17 protein-coding genes and 1 pseudogene are annotated in these 16,473 nt (G+C 73.5%); 10 read left to right on the forward strand and 8 right to left on the reverse strand.

Annotated features, from left to right (window positions below; all coding sequences use genetic code 11):
- Positions 1 to 158: 158 nt before the first annotated feature.
- Positions 159 to 500: an Lsr2 family protein gene (locus AB0J76_RS46875; RefSeq protein ID WP_352330153.1), complete on the forward strand. Its 342-nt coding sequence runs from the start codon at positions 159 to 161 to the stop codon at positions 498 to 500.
- On the opposite strand, the gene AB0J76_RS46880 is transcribed toward AB0J76_RS46875, so the two are convergent.
- A complete protein-coding gene (locus tag AB0J76_RS46880) occupies positions 497 to 892 on the reverse strand; it encodes a hypothetical protein (RefSeq protein WP_364393859.1) in 396 nt (131 codons plus the stop codon). The two genes, AB0J76_RS46875 and AB0J76_RS46880, sit on opposite strands and share 4 nt — an antisense overlap.
- Positions 893 to 971: 79 nt before the next feature.
- Positions 972 to 4,265, reverse strand: coding sequence for a S8 family serine peptidase (locus AB0J76_RS46885; protein ID WP_364393862.1), 3,294 nt, complete (start codon positions 4,263 to 4,265; stop codon positions 972 to 974).
- A gap of 423 nt (positions 4,266 to 4,688) precedes the next feature.
- Here AB0J76_RS46885 and AB0J76_RS46890 point away from each other — a divergent pair, with 423 nt between their 5' ends.
- The gene (locus tag AB0J76_RS46890) at positions 4,689 to 6,812 is read left to right on the forward strand and encodes a SpoIIE family protein phosphatase (protein WP_352328773.1); all 2,124 of its coding nucleotides are present in this window, start codon (positions 4,689 to 4,691) and stop codon (positions 6,810 to 6,812) included.
- Between the two features lie 7 nt (positions 6,813 to 6,819).
- Here AB0J76_RS46890 and AB0J76_RS46895 read toward each other — a convergent pair whose 3' ends face one another.
- Positions 6,820 to 6,969: a hypothetical protein gene (locus AB0J76_RS46895; RefSeq protein WP_352328775.1), complete on the reverse strand. Its 150-nt coding sequence runs from the start codon at positions 6,967 to 6,969 to the stop codon at positions 6,820 to 6,822.
- 76 nt (positions 6,970 to 7,045) lie between these two features.
- On the opposite strand from AB0J76_RS46895, the gene AB0J76_RS46900 reads away from it, so the two are divergent.
- The 3 genes from AB0J76_RS46900 (at position 7,046) to AB0J76_RS46910 (ending at position 9,378) form a co-directional block, all read left to right on the forward strand.
- Complete coding sequence (locus AB0J76_RS46900; protein WP_352328777.1) at positions 7,046 to 7,915, forward strand: LysR family transcriptional regulator; 870 nt, start codon at positions 7,046 to 7,048, stop codon at positions 7,913 to 7,915.
- Between the two features lie 82 nt (positions 7,916 to 7,997).
- Complete coding sequence (locus AB0J76_RS46905; protein ID WP_352328778.1) at positions 7,998 to 8,747, forward strand: methyltransferase domain-containing protein; 750 nt, start codon at positions 7,998 to 8,000, stop codon at positions 8,745 to 8,747.
- A gap of 130 nt (positions 8,748 to 8,877) precedes the next feature.
- Complete coding sequence (locus tag AB0J76_RS46910; RefSeq protein ID WP_364393867.1) at positions 8,878 to 9,378, forward strand: anthrone oxygenase family protein; 501 nt, start codon at positions 8,878 to 8,880, stop codon at positions 9,376 to 9,378.
- Here AB0J76_RS46910 and AB0J76_RS46915 read toward each other — a convergent pair.
- On the reverse strand, positions 9,356 to 9,907 hold the full coding sequence (locus AB0J76_RS46915; protein WP_364393870.1) for an AAA family ATPase: 552 nt from the start codon (positions 9,905 to 9,907) through the stop codon (positions 9,356 to 9,358). The genes AB0J76_RS46910 and AB0J76_RS46915 overlap by 23 nt on opposite strands.
- Before the next feature lie 370 nt (positions 9,908 to 10,277).
- Here AB0J76_RS46915 and cseB point away from each other — a divergent pair, with 370 nt between their 5' ends.
- The 3 genes from cseB (at position 10,278) to AB0J76_RS46930 (ending at position 13,128) form a co-directional block, all read left to right on the forward strand.
- Positions 10,278 to 10,964 (forward strand): two-component system response regulator CseB, encoded by a 687-nt coding sequence (gene cseB / locus AB0J76_RS46920; RefSeq protein ID WP_352328635.1) that lies wholly within the window; start codon positions 10,278 to 10,280, stop codon positions 10,962 to 10,964.
- Positions 10,961 to 12,160, forward strand: coding sequence for a HAMP domain-containing sensor histidine kinase (locus AB0J76_RS46925; RefSeq protein ID WP_352328637.1), 1,200 nt, complete (start codon positions 10,961 to 10,963; stop codon positions 12,158 to 12,160). Before cseB ends, AB0J76_RS46925 begins: the two co-directional genes overlap by 4 nt.
- Positions 12,161 to 12,264: 104 nt before the next feature.
- A complete protein-coding gene (locus tag AB0J76_RS46930) occupies positions 12,265 to 13,128 on the forward strand; it encodes a serine hydrolase (RefSeq protein ID WP_352328639.1) in 864 nt (287 codons plus the stop codon).
- A gap of 85 nt (positions 13,129 to 13,213) precedes the next feature.
- Here the strand turns inward: AB0J76_RS46930 and AB0J76_RS46935 are convergent, their stop codons facing one another.
- Positions 13,214 to 13,891: an MFS transporter gene (locus AB0J76_RS46935; protein WP_352328641.1), complete on the reverse strand. Its 678-nt coding sequence runs from the start codon at positions 13,889 to 13,891 to the stop codon at positions 13,214 to 13,216.
- A gap of 47 nt (positions 13,892 to 13,938) precedes the next feature.
- Here AB0J76_RS46935 and AB0J76_RS46940 point away from each other — a divergent pair, with 47 nt between their 5' ends.
- Positions 13,939 to 14,106: a hypothetical protein gene (locus tag AB0J76_RS46940; protein WP_352328643.1), complete on the forward strand. Its 168-nt coding sequence runs from the start codon at positions 13,939 to 13,941 to the stop codon at positions 14,104 to 14,106.
- Here AB0J76_RS46940 and AB0J76_RS46945 read toward each other — a convergent pair.
- Together AB0J76_RS46945 and AB0J76_RS46950 are read right to left on the reverse strand one after the other, a co-directional pair.
- Positions 14,070 to 14,624 (reverse strand): annotated as a pseudogene (locus AB0J76_RS46945) (MFS transporter); the annotation flags it as partial. The gene AB0J76_RS46940 and the pseudogene AB0J76_RS46945 sit on opposite strands and share 37 nt — an antisense overlap.
- 32 nt (positions 14,625 to 14,656) lie before the next feature.
- Positions 14,657 to 15,046, reverse strand: a complete 390-nt coding sequence (locus AB0J76_RS46950) for a RidA family protein (protein ID WP_352328644.1) — start codon at positions 15,044 to 15,046, stop codon at positions 14,657 to 14,659.
- 68 nt (positions 15,047 to 15,114) lie between these two features.
- On the opposite strand from AB0J76_RS46950, the gene AB0J76_RS46955 reads away from it, so the two are divergent.
- The gene (locus AB0J76_RS46955; RefSeq protein ID WP_352328646.1) at positions 15,115 to 15,717 is read left to right on the forward strand and encodes an ABATE domain-containing protein; all 603 of its coding nucleotides are present in this window, start codon (positions 15,115 to 15,117) and stop codon (positions 15,715 to 15,717) included.
- Positions 15,718 to 15,795: 78 nt separating this feature from the next.
- Here AB0J76_RS46955 and AB0J76_RS46960 read toward each other — a convergent pair whose 3' ends face one another.
- Positions 15,796 to 16,404: a TetR/AcrR family transcriptional regulator gene (locus AB0J76_RS46960; protein ID WP_352328647.1), complete on the reverse strand. Its 609-nt coding sequence runs from the start codon at positions 16,402 to 16,404 to the stop codon at positions 15,796 to 15,798.
- Positions 16,405 to 16,473: the final 69 nt, after the last annotated feature.

The following is a 16,473-nucleotide window of genomic DNA, read 5'->3' on the forward strand; positions in this document are numbered from 1 at the left end:
CGGGCACGCGCGGTTCCGGCCGCGTTTGAAATGCCTTTGACAGGCGGTGTGCCCGGCGAGTTCTCCGCGTTCACCGGCGCCGGGCCGAGGTAAGTTGCCCGCACGCTACTGAAGGGCGCTACAGTACGCAACAACCGTATCGAGCATGGAGTGCCACCATGGCTAAGCAGATTCAAGAGATTCTCATCGACGATGTAGACGGTGGGGAGGCTCATGAGACCGTCGTCTTTGCACTCGATGGCAGCAGCTACGAGATTGACCTTCATGAGGAGAAGGCGGACGCGCTGCGGAAAGCACTGGCGCCCTTCATCGTGAAGGCCCGTCCTGTTCGCGTGGATCGCGGTGGGCGCGGGCGCCGGGCGGCCGTCACCGGCAGCCGCGCGTTGAGCCGGGAGAAGTCTTCGGAGATCCGGCAGTGGGCCAAGGCCAACGGCCTGCCCGTCAGCGAGCGCGGCCGGATCGCGGCCTCGGTGGTCGAGAAGTACGAGGCCGCCCACTAGGAGACGTCAGGAGCGCGCGGGCCGGCGGAGCAGTCCGGCGAGCCTGAGCGCCGCCACGACGGCCACCGCGAGGTGCGCCGAGACCAGGGCGATCTGGTAGACCCGCTGCCCGGCCGTGAGCTCGGCGGCGTAACCGCCGTCGTAAACCCCGACACGAAGGCCAGCACCCCGGCGACCGCCGGCAGGGCGGCGGCCGGGATCGCGACGCCGCGGCGGCTCCGGGTCGCCCCCACGGCCGGCACGACGTGCGCGGCCATCATCGGCAGCGGCGCCGACAGCCGCGCCTGGGGGCCGAGGGCGTCCGGGAACGTCGGGTTGAGCCCGGCGGCGACCGCCATGAGGGCGCCGATCAGGTCCATGGCGAGCAGCACACCGACCCCGCCGAGCAGCACCGGGCCGAGCTCTGAGGGAGCTCGGAAGCCGTGCCGCGGTGGCCGCGGGCGGGTGCGCCGCCCGCGGCCACCGGCGGGCTCACTGGACGGTGATCTTGTCCACTTCGACGGTGATCCCCTTGACCTGCGGGGTCGAGGTGGCGGTCGTGATCCTGCCGACCCCCGCGCTGACCCCCTTGACCTTCATCGAGTACGTCAGGCTGCCGCCGGGCGCGCCCGGCGTGCTGGTGACGACCAGATCCTGGGTGGGCGGCCCGGAGATCTGGGCGCCGGCGCTGCCCTCGGCGTTCTCGGCGCCGACCGTCAGGCCGTAGGCGGCGGGCGGCGAGCCGGGCAGGTTGCCCGGGTCGTAGGCGTAGCTGATGTCCTCCACGCCGTTGAGCCCGATCCACTGCTGGAAGACCTTCAGGTCGGTGGTGCCGTAGAGGTTCAGCCGCCACTCCACCACCAGCCAGTCGTTGACCCCGTCGGTCAGGATCGTGGCCAGGACGCCCGGCGCGGCGGTGCCGTCCAGGTCGGTCCAGTACGGGGCGAGCACGCCGTTGGGCCGCGCCGGGTCGGGCAGCGTCTGCGGCGTCGCTGAGACGTCGTCGCCGGTGGCCCCGCCCGCGACGCTGTAGCCGTCGGAGGTGACGCCGAGCCGGGTGTAACTTCGTCCGGCGAACTGGAAGGCGGGCACGGTGAAGTTGAGCGCCTGCTCGTCGCCGATCGGGGTGGGCGTGACGCCGAAGGCGTCCAGCGGGATGTAGCCGGCCGGTCCGGCGCCGGGCGCGATGGCCGGCCGGGCGGGCTGGGTGGCGGCCAGCGTCGCCTTGGTGGTGGCGACCTGGGTGCCGACCTTGGTCGCGCCCGTGACGCTGTTGAGGCGCAGGCGGGCGTCCAGGGTGCTGAGCGCGGTCACCTCGGCGTCCTCGTAGGTGGTGTTGCGCACGGTGACGGTGCAGGTCGACTCGCCGGTGTTCCTGGCGATGGTGTCCGGGGCGCAGGTCTGCTCGACCGGCACCGCGCCCTGCTTGCGGTAGAACGCCACCGGCAGGTGCAGCGCGCGCGAGCCGCCGACCTGCTTGAGGTTGACCTGGCCGAAGTACTGGCCCTCGGGCAGTTCCGGCGCGGTGACGACGATGCTCAGCTTGGCGCTCTTGCCGGGCGCGACGGTGAACAGCGGCGGCAGCACGGCGACGGCGGCTCCGCTCACGGTGGTGCCGGAGGCGGTGAAGGTGAGCGACGAGCCGGTGGTGTTGGTGACGGTGCGCTTGGCGGTGATGACGCCGGGCATGGTGGGCGCGTTCACCGAGGGCAGGTTGAGGTCGATCCGGTTGATGGGGTCGGTGGCCGAGGCGACGAAGCCGGCGGCGTCCTGGTCCAGGGTCAGTCCGGGGTCACCGGCCTTGGTCAGGTCGATGCGCCCGCCGCCCATGTCGAACGGGTCGGCCGCGGTGGTCCTGTCCTGCTTGGTGACCGCGGTCCTGGCCGTGGTCTCCAGGGCCGACTTGACCTGGCCGGGCGTCCAGGTGGGGTGCAGGGCGAACACCAGCGCCGCGGAGCCGGTCACGTGCGGCGCGGACATCGAGGTGCCGGAGATGACCTGGTAGAGGTTGCCGGGCGGGCCTTCCAGCGGCGACTCGGGGGTCGGCGTCATGCCCGCCATGATGTGCTGGCCGGGTGCGGTGACGTCCGGCTTGAGGAAGTCGCCGCCGGGGCCGCGCGAGGAGAAGTGCGCCATCGCGTCGCCCTGCCAGGTGGACTTGGCGCCCTGCGTGAAGGAGGCGGTGGCGCCGGGGTGGGCGGCGAGGAAGGCCAGCAGGGTGTCGGCCTCGGGCTTGTCCACGTGCACGGACGGCAGCCAGTGGGCGTCGGTGAAGACGTCGAACGGGAAGGTGTTGTAGAGGATCATCCCGGCCGCGCCGCCCTGCCTGACGTTGAAGCTCTTCAGCACGCGGTTGGGGGTGCGCTCACAGGCGACGATCTTGCCGCTGAACAGCCCGGGAGGGGCCGGGACGTCGCACGCCGGCCGCGAGTACGGCGGCGCGGAGGCCAGGACGACGGGCAGCGGCGAGGCCAGGCCCGCGGTGATGGACGCGCCCTTGATCGTCGCCGTGGCGCCGCCGCCGGACAGCGTGACCGTGGACTGGAACGTCCTGGACTGCGAGGAGGCGGCCACCGTGGTCACCCAGGGGCCGCGGTGGTCGGTGGTGCCGGCGCCGGGGCCGGAGTTGCCGGCCGAGGCCGAGACCAGCACGCCGGCCGCGTAGGCGTCGAGGAAGGCCAGCTCGACCGGGTCGCTGTAGGGGTCGCTGCCGCCGGAGACCGAGAAGTTGATCACGCGTACGCCGTCCAGCACGGCCCGCGCCACGGCCTGCGCCGAGTCGGAGGGGAAGCAGCCCTGCGCGCCGCACACCTTGTAGACCGACACCTCGGCGGCCGGGGCGATGCCGTGGATCGGGCCGCGGCTGATGCCCAGCGGGTTCGCGTCGGCGACCGGGCCGCCCGCGGAGGTGCTGGCGGTGTGGGTGCCGTGCCCGTTGGAGTCGCGGGCGCTGTCGCCGTAGACCTCGCCGCCGTAGACGGCGTTGTAGGTCTCCATGAACGGCTGCCCGCCGATCAGCTTGTTGTTGCAGGTGAACGGGTCGCTGGCGGGGGTCAGCGGGTTGTCGCCGAAGTTGCACACGCGCGGCGTGCCGTCCTTGGTGGGCCCGGGGGCGGGCAGGCCGGGGGCGGCGGCGAACGACGGGTGCTCGGGCCAGGCGCCGGTGTCGAGCACGCCGACGATCACGCCCTTGCCCGCGGAGGAGCTGCCGCCGAGCTTGCCGTAGATGGTGTCGGCGCCGATGAACTCGGGGCTGGAGTCGGTCAGCAGCTGCTGGGGCTTGTCCTCCTGGACGGCGACCGCGCCGGGCAGGCGCAGCACGTCGGCCACCTTGTTGCCCGGGACGCGCAGGGCGATGCCGCCGTAGACGGTCCTGACCCGCTGGCCGACGACGGCTCCGGGGACCTTCTTGGCCAGCTCGCCCAGGAAGGCGTTCTCGACGTCCTGGATGTGGGTGCCGTACTTCCTGGCCTCGGCGCTTCTGGTGTCAAGGGCCTTGCCGGTGACGGCGGGGCTGGTGGCCGGCAGTCCGGCCAGCCCGCCCTGGTAGGCGGCCAGGGAGTCGTAGTCCAGCTTGACCATGACGTTGACCGGCGCGGGCGAGGTGACCTTCAGCAGCGCCGCGTCGCTCCTGGCGAGCTTGCCGGTGGAGGACTTGGCGCCTTCGACCACCTCGGCGCCGGTGAGCGGCACCGACCGCCATTTGCCGGGCGGGGCCGGCGTGGCCCGCGCCACGGCCGGGCTCATGGTCAGCACGACGCCGAGCCCGACGGCTAACGATGTCAACCGGCGTAAACGGGATAAGAACGAACGGGACAACACAAAGACCTCCTGGCCGAGGAGCTGCACGAACCCGCCGCCCCGGCCGAGGACGTCATGTCACCCCCACGCGCGCATGCCGGAGAGATCGATGACCCTCCCCGGCGGGTGACGAGCTGGACCGCCTCCCCTCCCCGTGGGCGGGGTGGGTTGGCGTCCGAACCGGAGTGTAGACAGCGATCAACGGGCCGAGAACCCCGTCGCTTTGTCACGTTCCGGCCAATTGGCCCCACCCGACCGTCGCCCGCCGCAAAGCTCATATTCGTCCCTCCTCTTCCCCAGAATCCGGCAACGGTGAGCTTCACCCCCAATACGGATATCTACAGTTGTCCTATGGGCGATCAACGGGACGCGGCGCCGACGTCAGCGCAGCACGGAACGAGGTAGTCCGTGGGCGGCCACGCCGACGAGGGGACCCTGCCGTACACCTCGGCGCTGGACGAGCAGCTCGCCCAGGCCGCCCGTGACACCGGCGCGCACATCGGCGCGGTGTACCTGCTGACCGGCTCCCCGCAGGTCCTGGTGATGGAGGCGGAGATCGGGCTGCCCGCGCAGCTCGTCAGGCCGTGGACCACCGTCCGGCTGGACGGCGGGGCGCCCGTGGCCGCCGCCGTGCGCCAGGGGCGGCTGGTGTGGGTGCCGACCGCGCAGGAGCTGGCCCGCCGCTTCCCCGGCACGGCCCTGGCCTTCCCGTACGCGTTCGCCTCGGCCGCCGCGCCCCTGCACAGCGACTCCCGCATGTGGGGCTCGTGGATCCTGCTCTGGCCGGACGGGCGGCCGGCCGAGCTGAGCGGGCCGGAGCAGGACGTCATCGCCGCCACGAGCGAGCGCCTGGCGGCCGTCCTGGAGCAGGCCGCCGACAGCGGATGTCCGCTGCGTCCCGGCGGCGAGCCGCGGGTGCTGACCCCGGTGCCGCCGCCGATGCCCGACCCGTACGAGGCCGTGGCCGCGGCCGGCTACCTGGACCGGCTGCGGGACGGCTCCGTCGCGCTCGACCTGGACGGCGTCGTCACCTTCGCCAGCCCCGCCGCCGCCGACCTGCTCGGCACCACCGTCTCGGAGCTGCTGGGCACGCCGCTGTGGGAGACGGCGACGTGGCTGAAGGACCCGGCCTTCCAGGACCGCTGCCGGGCGGCGGTGGTCGGCCAGCGGGTCGCCTCCTGCTCGGCCCGCCGGCCGGACGGCCACGAGCTGGAGTTCGTCCTGCACCCGGACCCGACGGGCCTGAGCCTGCGCATCACCTCCTCGGGCGCCGACCTGTGCGCGCAGCGGCCCGCGCGCGCCTTCATGCCGGACAACGCGGGGCTGCCGCGGGCCGACGTCTTCTACAACTTCCTGCACATGGCCTCGGCGATGACCCGGGCGCTGAACGTCCGGGAGGTGGTCGATCTCATCGCCGAGCACGTCATGCCGGTGTTCAGGGCGCAGGCCATGGCGATCATGAGGGCGGAGAGCGGCCGGATGCGGATCGTCGGGTCGCACGGCTACGTCCCCGAGGTGCTGGAGCGGTTCGACGGCCAGACGCTGGCCGCGCCCAGCCCCGCCGAGCAGGTCGTCCGCACCGGCGAGGCCGCCTTCTTCGCCGACCGGGCCGAGCTGAACCGGGCCTTCCCCGACGTCGCCCAGGACGACGGGATGGCCGCCTGGGCCTTCCTGCCGCTGACCGTCTCCGACGACACCTTCGGCGTCTGCCTGCTGGCCTTCGACCACCCGCGGCCGTTCACCGCCGAGCAGTGCGCGACGCTGACCACGCTGGCCGGGCTGATGGGCCAGGCCCTGGACCGGGCGCTGCTCTACGACACCAAGGACCGGCTGGCCCACAGCCTGCAGACCTCGCTGCTGCCCGGCAGCCTGCCCGACATGCCGGGCCTGGAGGTGGCTGCCCGCTACGTGCCCGCGACCCGCGGCGTCGGCATCGGCGGCGACTTCTACGACCTGATCCGGCTCAACGAGACCACCGCCGCGGCCGTCATCGGGGACGTCCAGGGGCACAACATGACGGCCGCGGCGCTCATGGGCCAGGTGCGCACCGCCATCCACGCCCACGCCGCCGTCGGGGCCAGCCCCGGGGACGTGCTCCAGCACACCAACCGGCTGCTCATGGACCTGGACACCGACCTGTTCACCAGCTGCCTGCTCATCTACTTCGACCTGCGCCTGCGCACGCTGCGGGCGGCCAACGCCGGTCATCCGCTGCCGCTGCTGCGCCCGCCCAACATGCCGGCCGAGATCATCGACATCCCGGCGGGCCTGCTGCTCGGCATCGACGCCGACGCCGAGTACGCCACGGTGGAGGTGCCGTTCCCGCCGGGCGCCGTCCTGGCCCTCTACACCGACGGGCTGGTCGAGGCGCCGGGCGTGGACCTGGACGAGGCCATCGGGACGCTGGCGGCGTACCTGACCAGCGCCCCGCGCGAGCAGCTCCAGCAGGTCGCCGGGACGCTGCTCGACCACGCCCCGCACACCGACGACATCGCGCTGCTGCTGCTGCGGCACCGCGAGAACACGGGCTGAGACCCGTTCAGTGCGAGACGAACGTGCGGTGGTCGGCCAGGGCGAGCGCCCGGACGAAGTCGAGGAGCTTGAGCAGCCCCCGCCCGGCGAGCCGGACCGGGGCGGGACGGCGGGAGCAGTAGGCGGCCGTCCACAGGACGGGGACGTGTCGTTCCATGCGGACCAGGATGTCCTGGCAGGCACTGATCGATCCAACACATCGTCTCGCTGGCTGCCATCGCTATCGTAGATGGATGGAACTGCGTCAGCTCCGCCACTTCGTCGCCGTCACCACCCATGGCAGCTTCACCGCCGCCGCGCGGGCCGAGCTGATCGTGCAGTCGGCGCTCAGCACGTCCATCCGCAAGCTCGAACGGGAGCTCGGCGCCGACCTGTTCGAGCGCACCGGGCGGCGGCCGGTGCTCACCCCGGCCGGGCACGCCTTCCTGCCGGCCGCGCGGGCGCTGCTGGCCGACGCCGCGGCGGCCGCCGACGCCGTCTCCGCGGTGTCCGGACTGGCCACCGGCCGGGTGGCGATCGGCACCATCCAGACCCTCACCAGCGTCGACCTGCCGGCCGAGCTGGCCGCCTTCCACCGCCGGCGGCCGGGCATCCAGATCTCGGTCCGCGACGCGCCGGTGGCGGGGCTGCTCGACGCGCTGCTCGCCCGCGAGCTCGACCTGGCCTACCTGGCGCTCGACGGCGCCGAGCTGCCGGCGGGGCTGGCCGTGTTCGACTCCTGGGAGGAGGAGCTGGTGCTGATGACCTCGCCCGAGCACCGGCTGGCCGGCGCCGAGCGGGCCCTGCTGTCGGAGCTGACGGAGGAGCCGTTCGTGGACTTCAAGGCCGGCACCGGGCTGGAGACCGCGGTGCGCCGGCTGGCCGCCGGGTGCGGGCTGCACCGGCAGATCACCTGCGAGGTCACCCAGATCCGGCTGCTGGTCGACCTCGTGCGCGCCGGGATCGGGGTGGCGATCGTCCCCCGGCGGGTGGCCGAGCGGGAGGGGCTGCCGACCGTGCGCATCCGCCAGCCCGATCCGGCCAGGACGGTCGTGCTGGCCGGCCGGGCGCCCGTTCCCGCCAACCCGGCCGCCGCCGCCCTGCTGGCGCACCTGACCCGGTGACCCGGATCGCACCTGCGGGGCCCGGCCCCGGCGGCAGATAACCGGTTGAACGGGCGGGGGCTTCGTGGTGGGATGGCCCGCTGTGTCAGCGATCCAGGATCTCGTGCGCCCCGACGTCTATCCGCTGTCCTCCACATACGACCCGGAATGGGTGCTCGGGCTGGACATGGGCCCCCATCCGCTGTGGCTGCTGGAGGACCTGGCCCGCGACCTCGACCTGCGGCCCGGCATGCGGGTGCTCGACCTGGGCTCGGGCCTGGGCGCGACCTCGGTCTTCCTGGCCCGCGAGTTCGGGGTGGAGGTGGTGGCCGCCGACCTGTGGGTCGCGCCGGAGAAGGCCGCGGCCGTCTTCGCCGCGGCGGGCGTGACGGACCGCGTCCGGGCCGTACGGGCCGAGGCGCACGCGCTGCCGTTCGAGCCGGAGTCCTTCGACGCGATCGTCAGCGTGGACGCCTTCGAGTACTTCGGCACGGCCGACTCCTACCTGCCCTACCTGGTCCGCTTCCTGCGGCCCGGCGGGCAGCTCGGCGTCGCCACGCCCGGCATGACCCGCGAGGTCCGCGAGCTCGGGCACATCCCCGCGCACGTCAAGGCCCTGGTCGGCTGGGAGGCCATCGCCTGGCACACTCCCGGGTGGTGGCGCTTCCAGTGGGAGATCACCGAGCTGGTCACGGTGACGTCCGCGCGGCTGCAGGACGGCGGATGGCACGACTGGCTGCTGTGGGCCCGCGCCCGGCAGGAGACCGCGACGATCGCCATGCTCGAAGCCGACCAGGGGGAATACCTGTCCTTCGCGCTGGTCACCGCGCGCCGGAACCCGCCCGCGCCCTGACCACGGCGTCCCCTGGAGTCCGGCGTATGCGCGGGAGCGTCTCGGCCATGGCCGCGCTCCCCCGGTGTCGCGTTGACTTGTCCTCGCGCGTCCGGGACGTCGGGCGCGGGACGAACAGGGGGACACACTGATGTCGGTTCTGCGCACCGTCGTGCTCATCGCGGCGACCATGGCGACCGGGCTCGCGGCGGGCGTCTTCGGACTGTACTCGCACACCATCATGCGCGGTCTGGGCGCGACCGACGACCGCACGTTCGTCGGAGCGTTCCAGGCCGTGGACCGGGCGATACTCAACCCCTGGTTCATGCTCAGCTTCGTCGGCGCGCTGGCCTTCACGGGCCTGGCGGCGGCGCTGCACCTCGGCCAGGACGTGCGCGCGGTGCTGCCCTGGATCATCGTCGCGCTGGTGCTCTACCTGGTCGCCTTCGTGCTCACGGTGGCCGTGAACGTGCCGCTCAACGACGCTCTCAAGGCGGCCGGCGACCCGGACCGGATCGCCGACCTGGCCGCGGTGCGCCGCGCGTTCGACGAGGCCAAGTGGGCCGGCTACAACCTCGTCCGCACGATCACCACCACCGGCGCGTTCGCCTCGCTGTGCTGGGCGCTGGTCAAGAGCGGCCGGGTGGGCTGACGGCGCGCTCGACCAGCGCGACGCGGCCGGCCAGCGGCCCGGCGGGCACCTCGACGGGCTCGAACCCGAGGTCGCGGTAGGTCCGCTCGTGCAGGCGCTCGAAGTCCAGCGCCTCCTCGTAGCCGATCCGCCTGGCCGAGGTGGCGCGGACGAACCCCTGGTTGCGGACGAAGAACACCTTCCCGTCGTAGGTCCCCCGCTCCACCACCCGCTCGACCTCGCGGGCGAGCAGGCGTGAGGCGGGATGCCCGAGGAAGCGGCTCAGCGCCAGCGTGCAGACCGGCGAGCGGTCGAAGAAGACGGGGGCCTCGCCGCCCGCGGGCGCGGCCTCCTGGCGCCGCCGCTGGAGCCTGACCACCTCCTCGGCGAAGGCGGGCTCGCGCCAGGGCTCCGCGCGGCCGAGCGCCTGGCCGAGGGCGATGACGTCCGTCGCCGCCTCTTCGACGACGCTGTACCCGCGGACCTCCAGCAGCCGCAGGACGGCCGTCTTCCCGGCGCCCGGCGTGCCGGTGAGAACGTGGTTCGGCACGGTTGTTCTCCATTTCGGTGGGGATAGATGACGGGCTACGGGCGCTGATACGCGGCTGATACACGGCCGAGCGCCCGGTGACACCCGGCCGAGGCCGGGCGGACGGAAGAGGGCCCAAGACTGGCCGAGGCGTCGCGGACGGCGGCGCGTCCCCACGGCGAAGGAGCCCTTGATGCGTGCGCTGATGCGCGGTCCGGGGGTGCTGACCGGCTGCGGAGGGGCTCCGGCGGGACAGCCGACCCGGCCGACTATCAGGCGATGAGGGCCGAGCGGAGCAGGAACGGCTTCGGCGTCCTGGCCGCGATCGTCCACCCCGAGCCTACCGACACGCGGGCCGGTCAGTGCACTTCCCTAGGTATGGTGCGATTTCATGACATCCCTGCTGCTCGTCGAGGACGACACCGTGATCCGCACGTCGCTGGGCATGGCCCTGGAACGGTACGGCTACCGGGTGACCACGGCGGCCGACGGGCTCGACGGGCTGGAGGCCGCCCGTACAGGCGATCACGACCTGCTGCTGCTGGACGTGATGCTGCCCGGCCTCGACGGCATCAGCGTGTGCCGCAGCATCAGGGAGACCAGCCAGGTGCCGATCCTGATGATGTCGGCCCGCGGCGACGGGCTGGACATCGTGGCCGGGCTGGAGGGCGGCGCCGACGACTACGTGGTCAAGCCGGTGGACCTGCCGGTGCTGGTGGCCAGGATCCGGTCGCTGCTGCGCCGGGCCACCTTCACCAGGACGCCGGCCGCCGGGCCCGAGGCGGGGGCGGCCGTGCTGGAGTTCGGGGACCTGAGCGTCGACACCGGCGCGCTGGAGGTGCGGCGGGCCGGCCGGCGCGTCGAGCTGTCGCCGACCGAGCTGCGGCTGCTGCTGGAGTTCGCCGCCCATCCCGGCATCGTCCTGGAACGGGCGACGTTGCTGCGCAACGTGTGGGACTACGGATGGGACGGCGACAGCCGCGTGGTCGACCTGTGCGTGCAGCGGCTGCGCAGGAAGATCGGCGCCGAGCGCGTCGAGACCGTGCGCGGGTTCGGCTACAAGCTGGCCGTCACGTGAATCCGGCCTCGCTGCGCTGGAAGATCGCCGCACTCGTCACGCTCGCCGCGACCGTCGTCGCCGCCGTGGTGGGGCTGCTGGTGCACCGGGCGACCTGGCAGCGGGCGCTCGACCTCGGCCAGGCGCGGGCCGAGGCGGCCCTGGACAGGTCGCTGGCCGCCGGGACCGCCGAGGACGTCGTGCCCGTCGCCGAGCTTCCCGATGTCCTGGCCGACCGGCTGCGGCCCGGCCGGCGGGTGGTCTGGTACGGGCTCGACCACCGGGACGAGCCGTGGATGTGGGCGGTCCAGCCGTCCGGCGACGGCGGCGAGGAGGCGACGAGCGTGCAGATCGCGATGGGCTCCGAACTGCTGGGCCTCCAGGCGCTCGACCGGAACATGGCCAAGGCCGGGCTGCTCGCCCTGGCGGGGGTGGTGCCGCTGTCGGTGCTGGCGGCCGAGCTGCCCAACCGGCGGCTGCGGCGGGTCGCGCGCACCGCCCGCAGCATCGCCGGGGGCGACCTGGCGGCCCGGACGAACGCCCGCGGCCGGGACGAGATCGCCCGCATCTCCGCCGCCGTGGACTCGATGGCGGCGAGCCTGCAGCACCGGCTGCTGGCCGAGCAGCGGTTCACCGCCGACGTCGCGCACGACCTGCGCACCCCGCTGATGGGCCTGGTCGCCGTGGTCGAGCTGCTGGACGAGGGCGAGGTCGCCGACCTGGTGCGGGACCGGGTGCGGGTGCTGCGCACGCTGGTGGAGGACCTGCTGGAGGTGTCCCGGCTGGACGCCGGGGCCGAGGTCGCCGAGCGGGTGCGCGTGCCGCTGGCCGCGCTGGCCGCGGAGTCGGCGGCCCGGGTGGGGGCCGAGGCGCGGGTGCTGGCCGACGGGGACCCGGTGGCCGAGACCGATCCGCGGCGGCTGGACCGGATCCTGGCCAACCTCGTGCTCAACGCCCATCGGCACGGCGCGGCGCCGGTGGAGATCGCGGTCGGCGACCACGTGGTCGAGGTGCGTGACCGGGGGCCGGGGTTCCCGCCGGAGCTGCTGGCCGACGGGCCGCGCCGGTTCCGCACGGGCGCCGCCGAGCGGGGCCGCGGCCACGGCCTGGGGCTGACGATCGCGCTGGGCCAGGCCCGGGTCATCGGCGCCGAGCTGACCCTGGCCAACGCCCCGGACGGCGGCGCGGTCGCCGTCCTGCGCCTCCCGCCGGGTTGACGCCGGGTTGACGCCCGGGTTGATGCGGGGCTGATACACGGCTGAGCGCGGGTGGATGCCCGGCCACGGCCGCACGGACACGCCGGTCGCGCAACCTGGCCGGTATGCGACGTTCCTTGATGTTTCTGCTGCTGGCTGGCGTTCTGTCGGGCTGTGCCGGAGCTCCCAAGGTCACCGGGGAGGCGTCCCTGCCGTGGCCGCGGGAGGGGCAGGCGGCGGTCGAGGTGGCGGGCGTGGGCAGCCTGGGCGTCAGCGGCGACCTGCGGCCGGTGCCGATCGCCAGCGTGACGAAGGTGATGACCGCGTACGTGATCCTGCGCCGCCACCCGCTGCGGCCCGGCGACGAGGGCCCGCTGATCACCGTGGACCGCGCGGCGGCCGAGGAGTCGTTGTCGCGGCTGGAGTCGACCGTCCCGCTCGTCCAGGGCCGGACGGTGCGGCTGCGGCGGCTGCTGGAGCTGATGATGGTGCCCTCGGGCAACAACGTGGCCCGGCTCCTGGCCCGCTGGGACGCCGGCTCCCAGGAGCGTTTCGTGGCCCGGATGAACGCCGCCGCACGACGCCTCGGCATGGCGGACAGCACGTACACGGGGGCCAGCGGCAACGAGGACACCACCGTCAGCACCGCCGCCGACCAGCTCAGGCTGGCCAGGGCGGCGATGGGCGACCCGGTGCTGCGGGCGGTGGTGGCGCAGACCGACACGTCCGTCCCGGGGGACGCCAGGCGGCTGCACAACACCAACACGCTGCTGAACAGGCACGGCGTCATCGGCATCAAGACCGGCTCGGGCACGGCCGCGGGCGGCAACCTGATGTGGGCCTCGCGCGTACGAGGTCACCTGGTGCTCGGCGTCATCCTCGGCCACGCCGCGCACACCGACCCGGCCGCCGCCAAGGCGGCGGCGCTGGAGGCGGGCGGGCGGATGAGCGCGGCGGTCGAGCAGTGGCTGCTCGACCGGTCGCGATGAGGCGACCGGGCGGGGATCAGCAGTCAAGTCCGCTGACAATGCCCAGCCGAGGTGTCGGATTGACGACCGCGGACGCGATCGCCTGTCACGGACGTTCGCGCGAGACTCTGGGGAGAGCGAGCACGGCCACCGCCCCGGCGGTCACGACGCCGGCGCAGGCCCAGAACGCCAGGGCGTACCCGGAGGCCGGCGCGCCGGTGGGGGCCGCGGCCACCGTGGTCAGCGCGGCCAGCCCGAGGGAGCCGCCGACCTGGCGGGAGGAGTTGAGTATGCCGGAGACCAGCCCCGCCTCGCCGGGGCCGACGCCGGCCGTGGCGGTCAGCGCGATCGGGGCCGAGGTGAGCCCCAGTCCGCCGGTGATGAGCACGCCCGGCAGCACGATCCCGGCGAGCAGGCCGCTCTCCGGCGTGACGGTGGCCTGCCAGGCGAAACCCGCCGCCGCGATCAGCGCGCCCGTGGCCAGCAGCGGACGCAGCCCGACCCGGCCGGCCAGCCACGGCGTGGCCTTGGCGGCGACGACGACGGCGAGGGTGTGCGGCAGGAACGCCAGGCCCGCCTGGAACGCGCTGTAGCGCAGCACCTGCTGCATGTGCAGCGACAGGAAGTACCAGAGCGCGAACCCCGCGGCGCCCAGCAGGAACTGCACGAGCAGCGCGCCGGACACCGAGCGGGCCAGGAAGATCCGCAGCGGCATCAGCGGCGCCCGCGCGAACCGGGCCTGCACCAGGACGAACGCGGCCAGCGCCAGCACGCCCACGCCCATCGGGACCAGCGCGCGGCGAACCCCAGCCGTACGCGGGGGTCTGCAGCATGCCCAGTTCCAGCGCCGACAGCCCGGCCGTCACGGTGATCGCGCCGGCCAGGTCGAGCCCGCGGGCGCCGGCGTCGCGGCTCTCGGCGAGCAGGCGCAGCGCGGCGACTACCGCGACCACCCCGATCGGCGCGTTGATCAGCAGGATCCAGCGCCAGGACAGGTAGTCGGTGAGCAGCCCGCCGGCGAGCGAGCCCGCCGCCCCGCCGACGGCCCCGACCGCACCCCAGGTGGCGACGGCCCTGGCCCGCGCCGGCCCGGCGGGGATCGTGGTGGTGAGGATCGTCAGCGTGGCCGGGGCGACCACGGCCGCGCCGAGCCCCTGGCACGCCCGCGCGGCGATCAGCAGCTCCGGCGTGGTGGCGAGCCCGCCGGCCAGGCCGGCGACCGCGAACACGGTCAGGCCCGCGACGAACGTGCGCCTGCGGCCGTAGAGGTCGGCCGCCCGGCCGCCCAGCAGCAGGAACCCGGCGAAGGTGAGGAGGTAGGCGTTGACCACCCATTGCAGCCCCTCGGCGCCCAGGCGGAGGTCGGATTCCATGGCGGGCAGCGCGACGTTCACGATCGACACGTCGAGGACCGTCATGAACTGCGCCAGGCAGACCAGGGCGACGATCGGCCAGAGGGGGGCGGGCGGCCGGGCGGTGCTCCGCCCGGCCGGTGGCGCGTCCGCGGTGTTCGTCATGATCCGAGATGTCGTCGACGGTCCCCGCGTGGTCACACGACCGCGACGGCGTCGACCTCGACCAGGCAACCCGGGTTCAGGCCGGCCACGACGTGCACCGTGATGGCCGGCGGGGCGTCGGCCCGGTTCCACACCTCCTGGAAGGCGGCCACTCCCTCGTCGAACGTGTGGCCCTCCAGCACGGCGATGCGCCAGTGCACGACGTTCGCCAGGGTCGCTCCCTCGCTCTCCAGGATCGTCCTGAGATTGCGGAACACCTGCCTGGCCTGGTCCCCCACCGTGGGGCCGACGACCTTGCCGTCGGGGCCGACGCCGTTCTGGCCGCCGATGTAGATCGTCTTGGCCGGCTGCTCGACCACGACGGCCTGGCTGAAGGCCGGGCTGCGGTGAAGTCCCTCGGGGTTGATGTGCCGTACGGCCATGGTGTTCTCTCCTCGTGTTCTGAAACCAGTTAAAGGGGTTTTGGTGCGACACCAGTTATAGTGGTGTCATGCGAGTGAACGCAACCGGACGGGTGCTGCACGATCCCAAGGGCGGGTCGTTCCGGTTCGACGCCGGCGCCCTCTGCCTCGACTTCGCCCACACCGGCGGCGAAGGCCAGTACGCGATCTTCGAGACCCTTCACGAGCCTGCCGACCTGGCCGAATGGCTCGCCCAGCCACCCCTGACGGCGGTCATGACGGTCCCCGTGACCGCCGGCGAGCTCACCGACGCCAAGGCCCTGCGCCGGGCGATCTGGGACGCGGCTCACGCCCGGGCGGCGCGCCGCCCCCTGCCCGCCGAGGCGATCACGGCCATCAACCGGGCCGCGACGGCCGCGCCCCTGGTGCCCGAACTCGGCGCCGACGGCGTCACGGCGGGATGGGCGTCACCGGTGCGGGCCGTTCAGGCACTGTCCGCCATGGCGCGGGAGATGATCGAACTGCTGTCCGGGCCGTTCGCCGAGCGTATCCGCGAGTGCGCGAGCGACAACTGCCCGCTGGTGTTCGTCGACACCTCGCGGCCCGGCGCCCGCCGCTGGTGCGCGATGGAACGCTGCGGCAACCGCCACAAACTCCGCGCCCTGCGCGCCCGCCAGGCCCTGGAGCCGTGACAGCCTGCCCTGGAGCCGTGACAGCCTGCCCTGGAGCCGTGACGCCCGGCGAGTGGACGCGGGGCGGCCCCGCGCGGGCTAAGGCCGGTCGAGGATCGACAGGCCGTTGACCGCGATCTCGATCCCGCGCCGCCCGGCGGCCAGGACGTCGTCCTCGGAGCCGCCCTGCTCCTGGGCGACCATCCCGGCCACGGCCAGCGCGCCCATGAAGCTCCCGACCGCCGCCCCCGCCGACACCGGGTCGAGCCCCGGATAGACCTCGCACAACGCCCTGGCCAGCCGGGGCTGGGTCTCTATCATGAGCGTCAGGCCGCGGGCGCGCAGCACGGGCTCGGCGGCCATCAGCCGCGCCCGCAGCGGCGACAGCGCGAAGCCGAGCTCGTCGTCCTCGGCCAGGCTGCGCACCATGGCCTCGAACATGCGGCTCAGCAGCTCCCCCAGCGGCTCTCCGGGCCGCCGCCCGGCGATCGCCTCCAGCATCACCCGCTCGCGGTCGCCGGCCTGGAGGAAGAGCACGTCCTCCTTGCTCGCGAAGTAGGCGAAGAAGGTGCGGGGCGCGACGTCGGCCGCCGCGGCGATGTCGGCGACGGTGGTCTGCTCGTACCCCCGCTCGGCGAACAGCCGGACGGCGGCCTCCAGCAGCGCGCGGCGGGTGCGGGCCTTCTTGCGTTCGCGATGACCTTCCACGGCGCCACCCTACTGCATGCCCTGCTTTTATGCACAGGTTGCAAATTCGCAGTCTCTGCGGTTTTCTGG

The organism is Nonomuraea sp. NPDC049624 (genome assembly GCF_040675255.1).
In the GTDB taxonomy this organism is placed as follows: Bacteria; Actinomycetota; Actinomycetes; order Streptosporangiales; family Streptosporangiaceae; genus Nonomuraea.

What these genes read in the sequence shown, in the direction of transcription:
- AB0J76_RS46875 (WP_352330153.1), top strand. Translation starts at nt 159, where the DNA reads ATGGCTAAGCAGATTCAAGAGATTCTCATCGACGATGTAGACGGTGGG.
- AB0J76_RS46895 (WP_352328775.1), bottom strand. Translation starts at nt 6,969, where the DNA reads ATGGAACGACACGTCCCCGTCCTGTGGACGGCCGCCTACTGCTCCCGC.
- AB0J76_RS46900 (WP_352328777.1), top strand. Translation starts at nt 7,046, where the DNA reads ATGGAACTGCGTCAGCTCCGCCACTTCGTCGCCGTCACCACCCATGGC.
- AB0J76_RS46910 (WP_364393867.1), top strand. Translation starts at nt 8,878, where the DNA reads ATGTCGGTTCTGCGCACCGTCGTGCTCATCGCGGCGACCATGGCGACC.
- cseB (WP_352328635.1), top strand. Translation starts at nt 10,278, where the DNA reads ATGACATCCCTGCTGCTCGTCGAGGACGACACCGTGATCCGCACGTCG.
- AB0J76_RS46930 (WP_352328639.1), top strand. Translation starts at nt 12,265, where the DNA reads ATGCGACGTTCCTTGATGTTTCTGCTGCTGGCTGGCGTTCTGTCGGGC.
- AB0J76_RS46935 (WP_352328641.1), bottom strand. Translation starts at nt 13,891, where the DNA reads ATGGGCGTGGGCGTGCTGGCGCTGGCCGCGTTCGTCCTGGTGCAGGCC.
- AB0J76_RS46940 (WP_352328643.1), top strand. Translation starts at nt 13,939, where the DNA reads ATGCCCAGTTCCAGCGCCGACAGCCCGGCCGTCACGGTGATCGCGCCG.
- AB0J76_RS46950 (WP_352328644.1), bottom strand. Translation starts at nt 15,046, where the DNA reads ATGGCCGTACGGCACATCAACCCCGAGGGACTTCACCGCAGCCCGGCC.
- AB0J76_RS46955 (WP_352328646.1), top strand. Translation starts at nt 15,115, where the DNA reads ATGCGAGTGAACGCAACCGGACGGGTGCTGCACGATCCCAAGGGCGGG.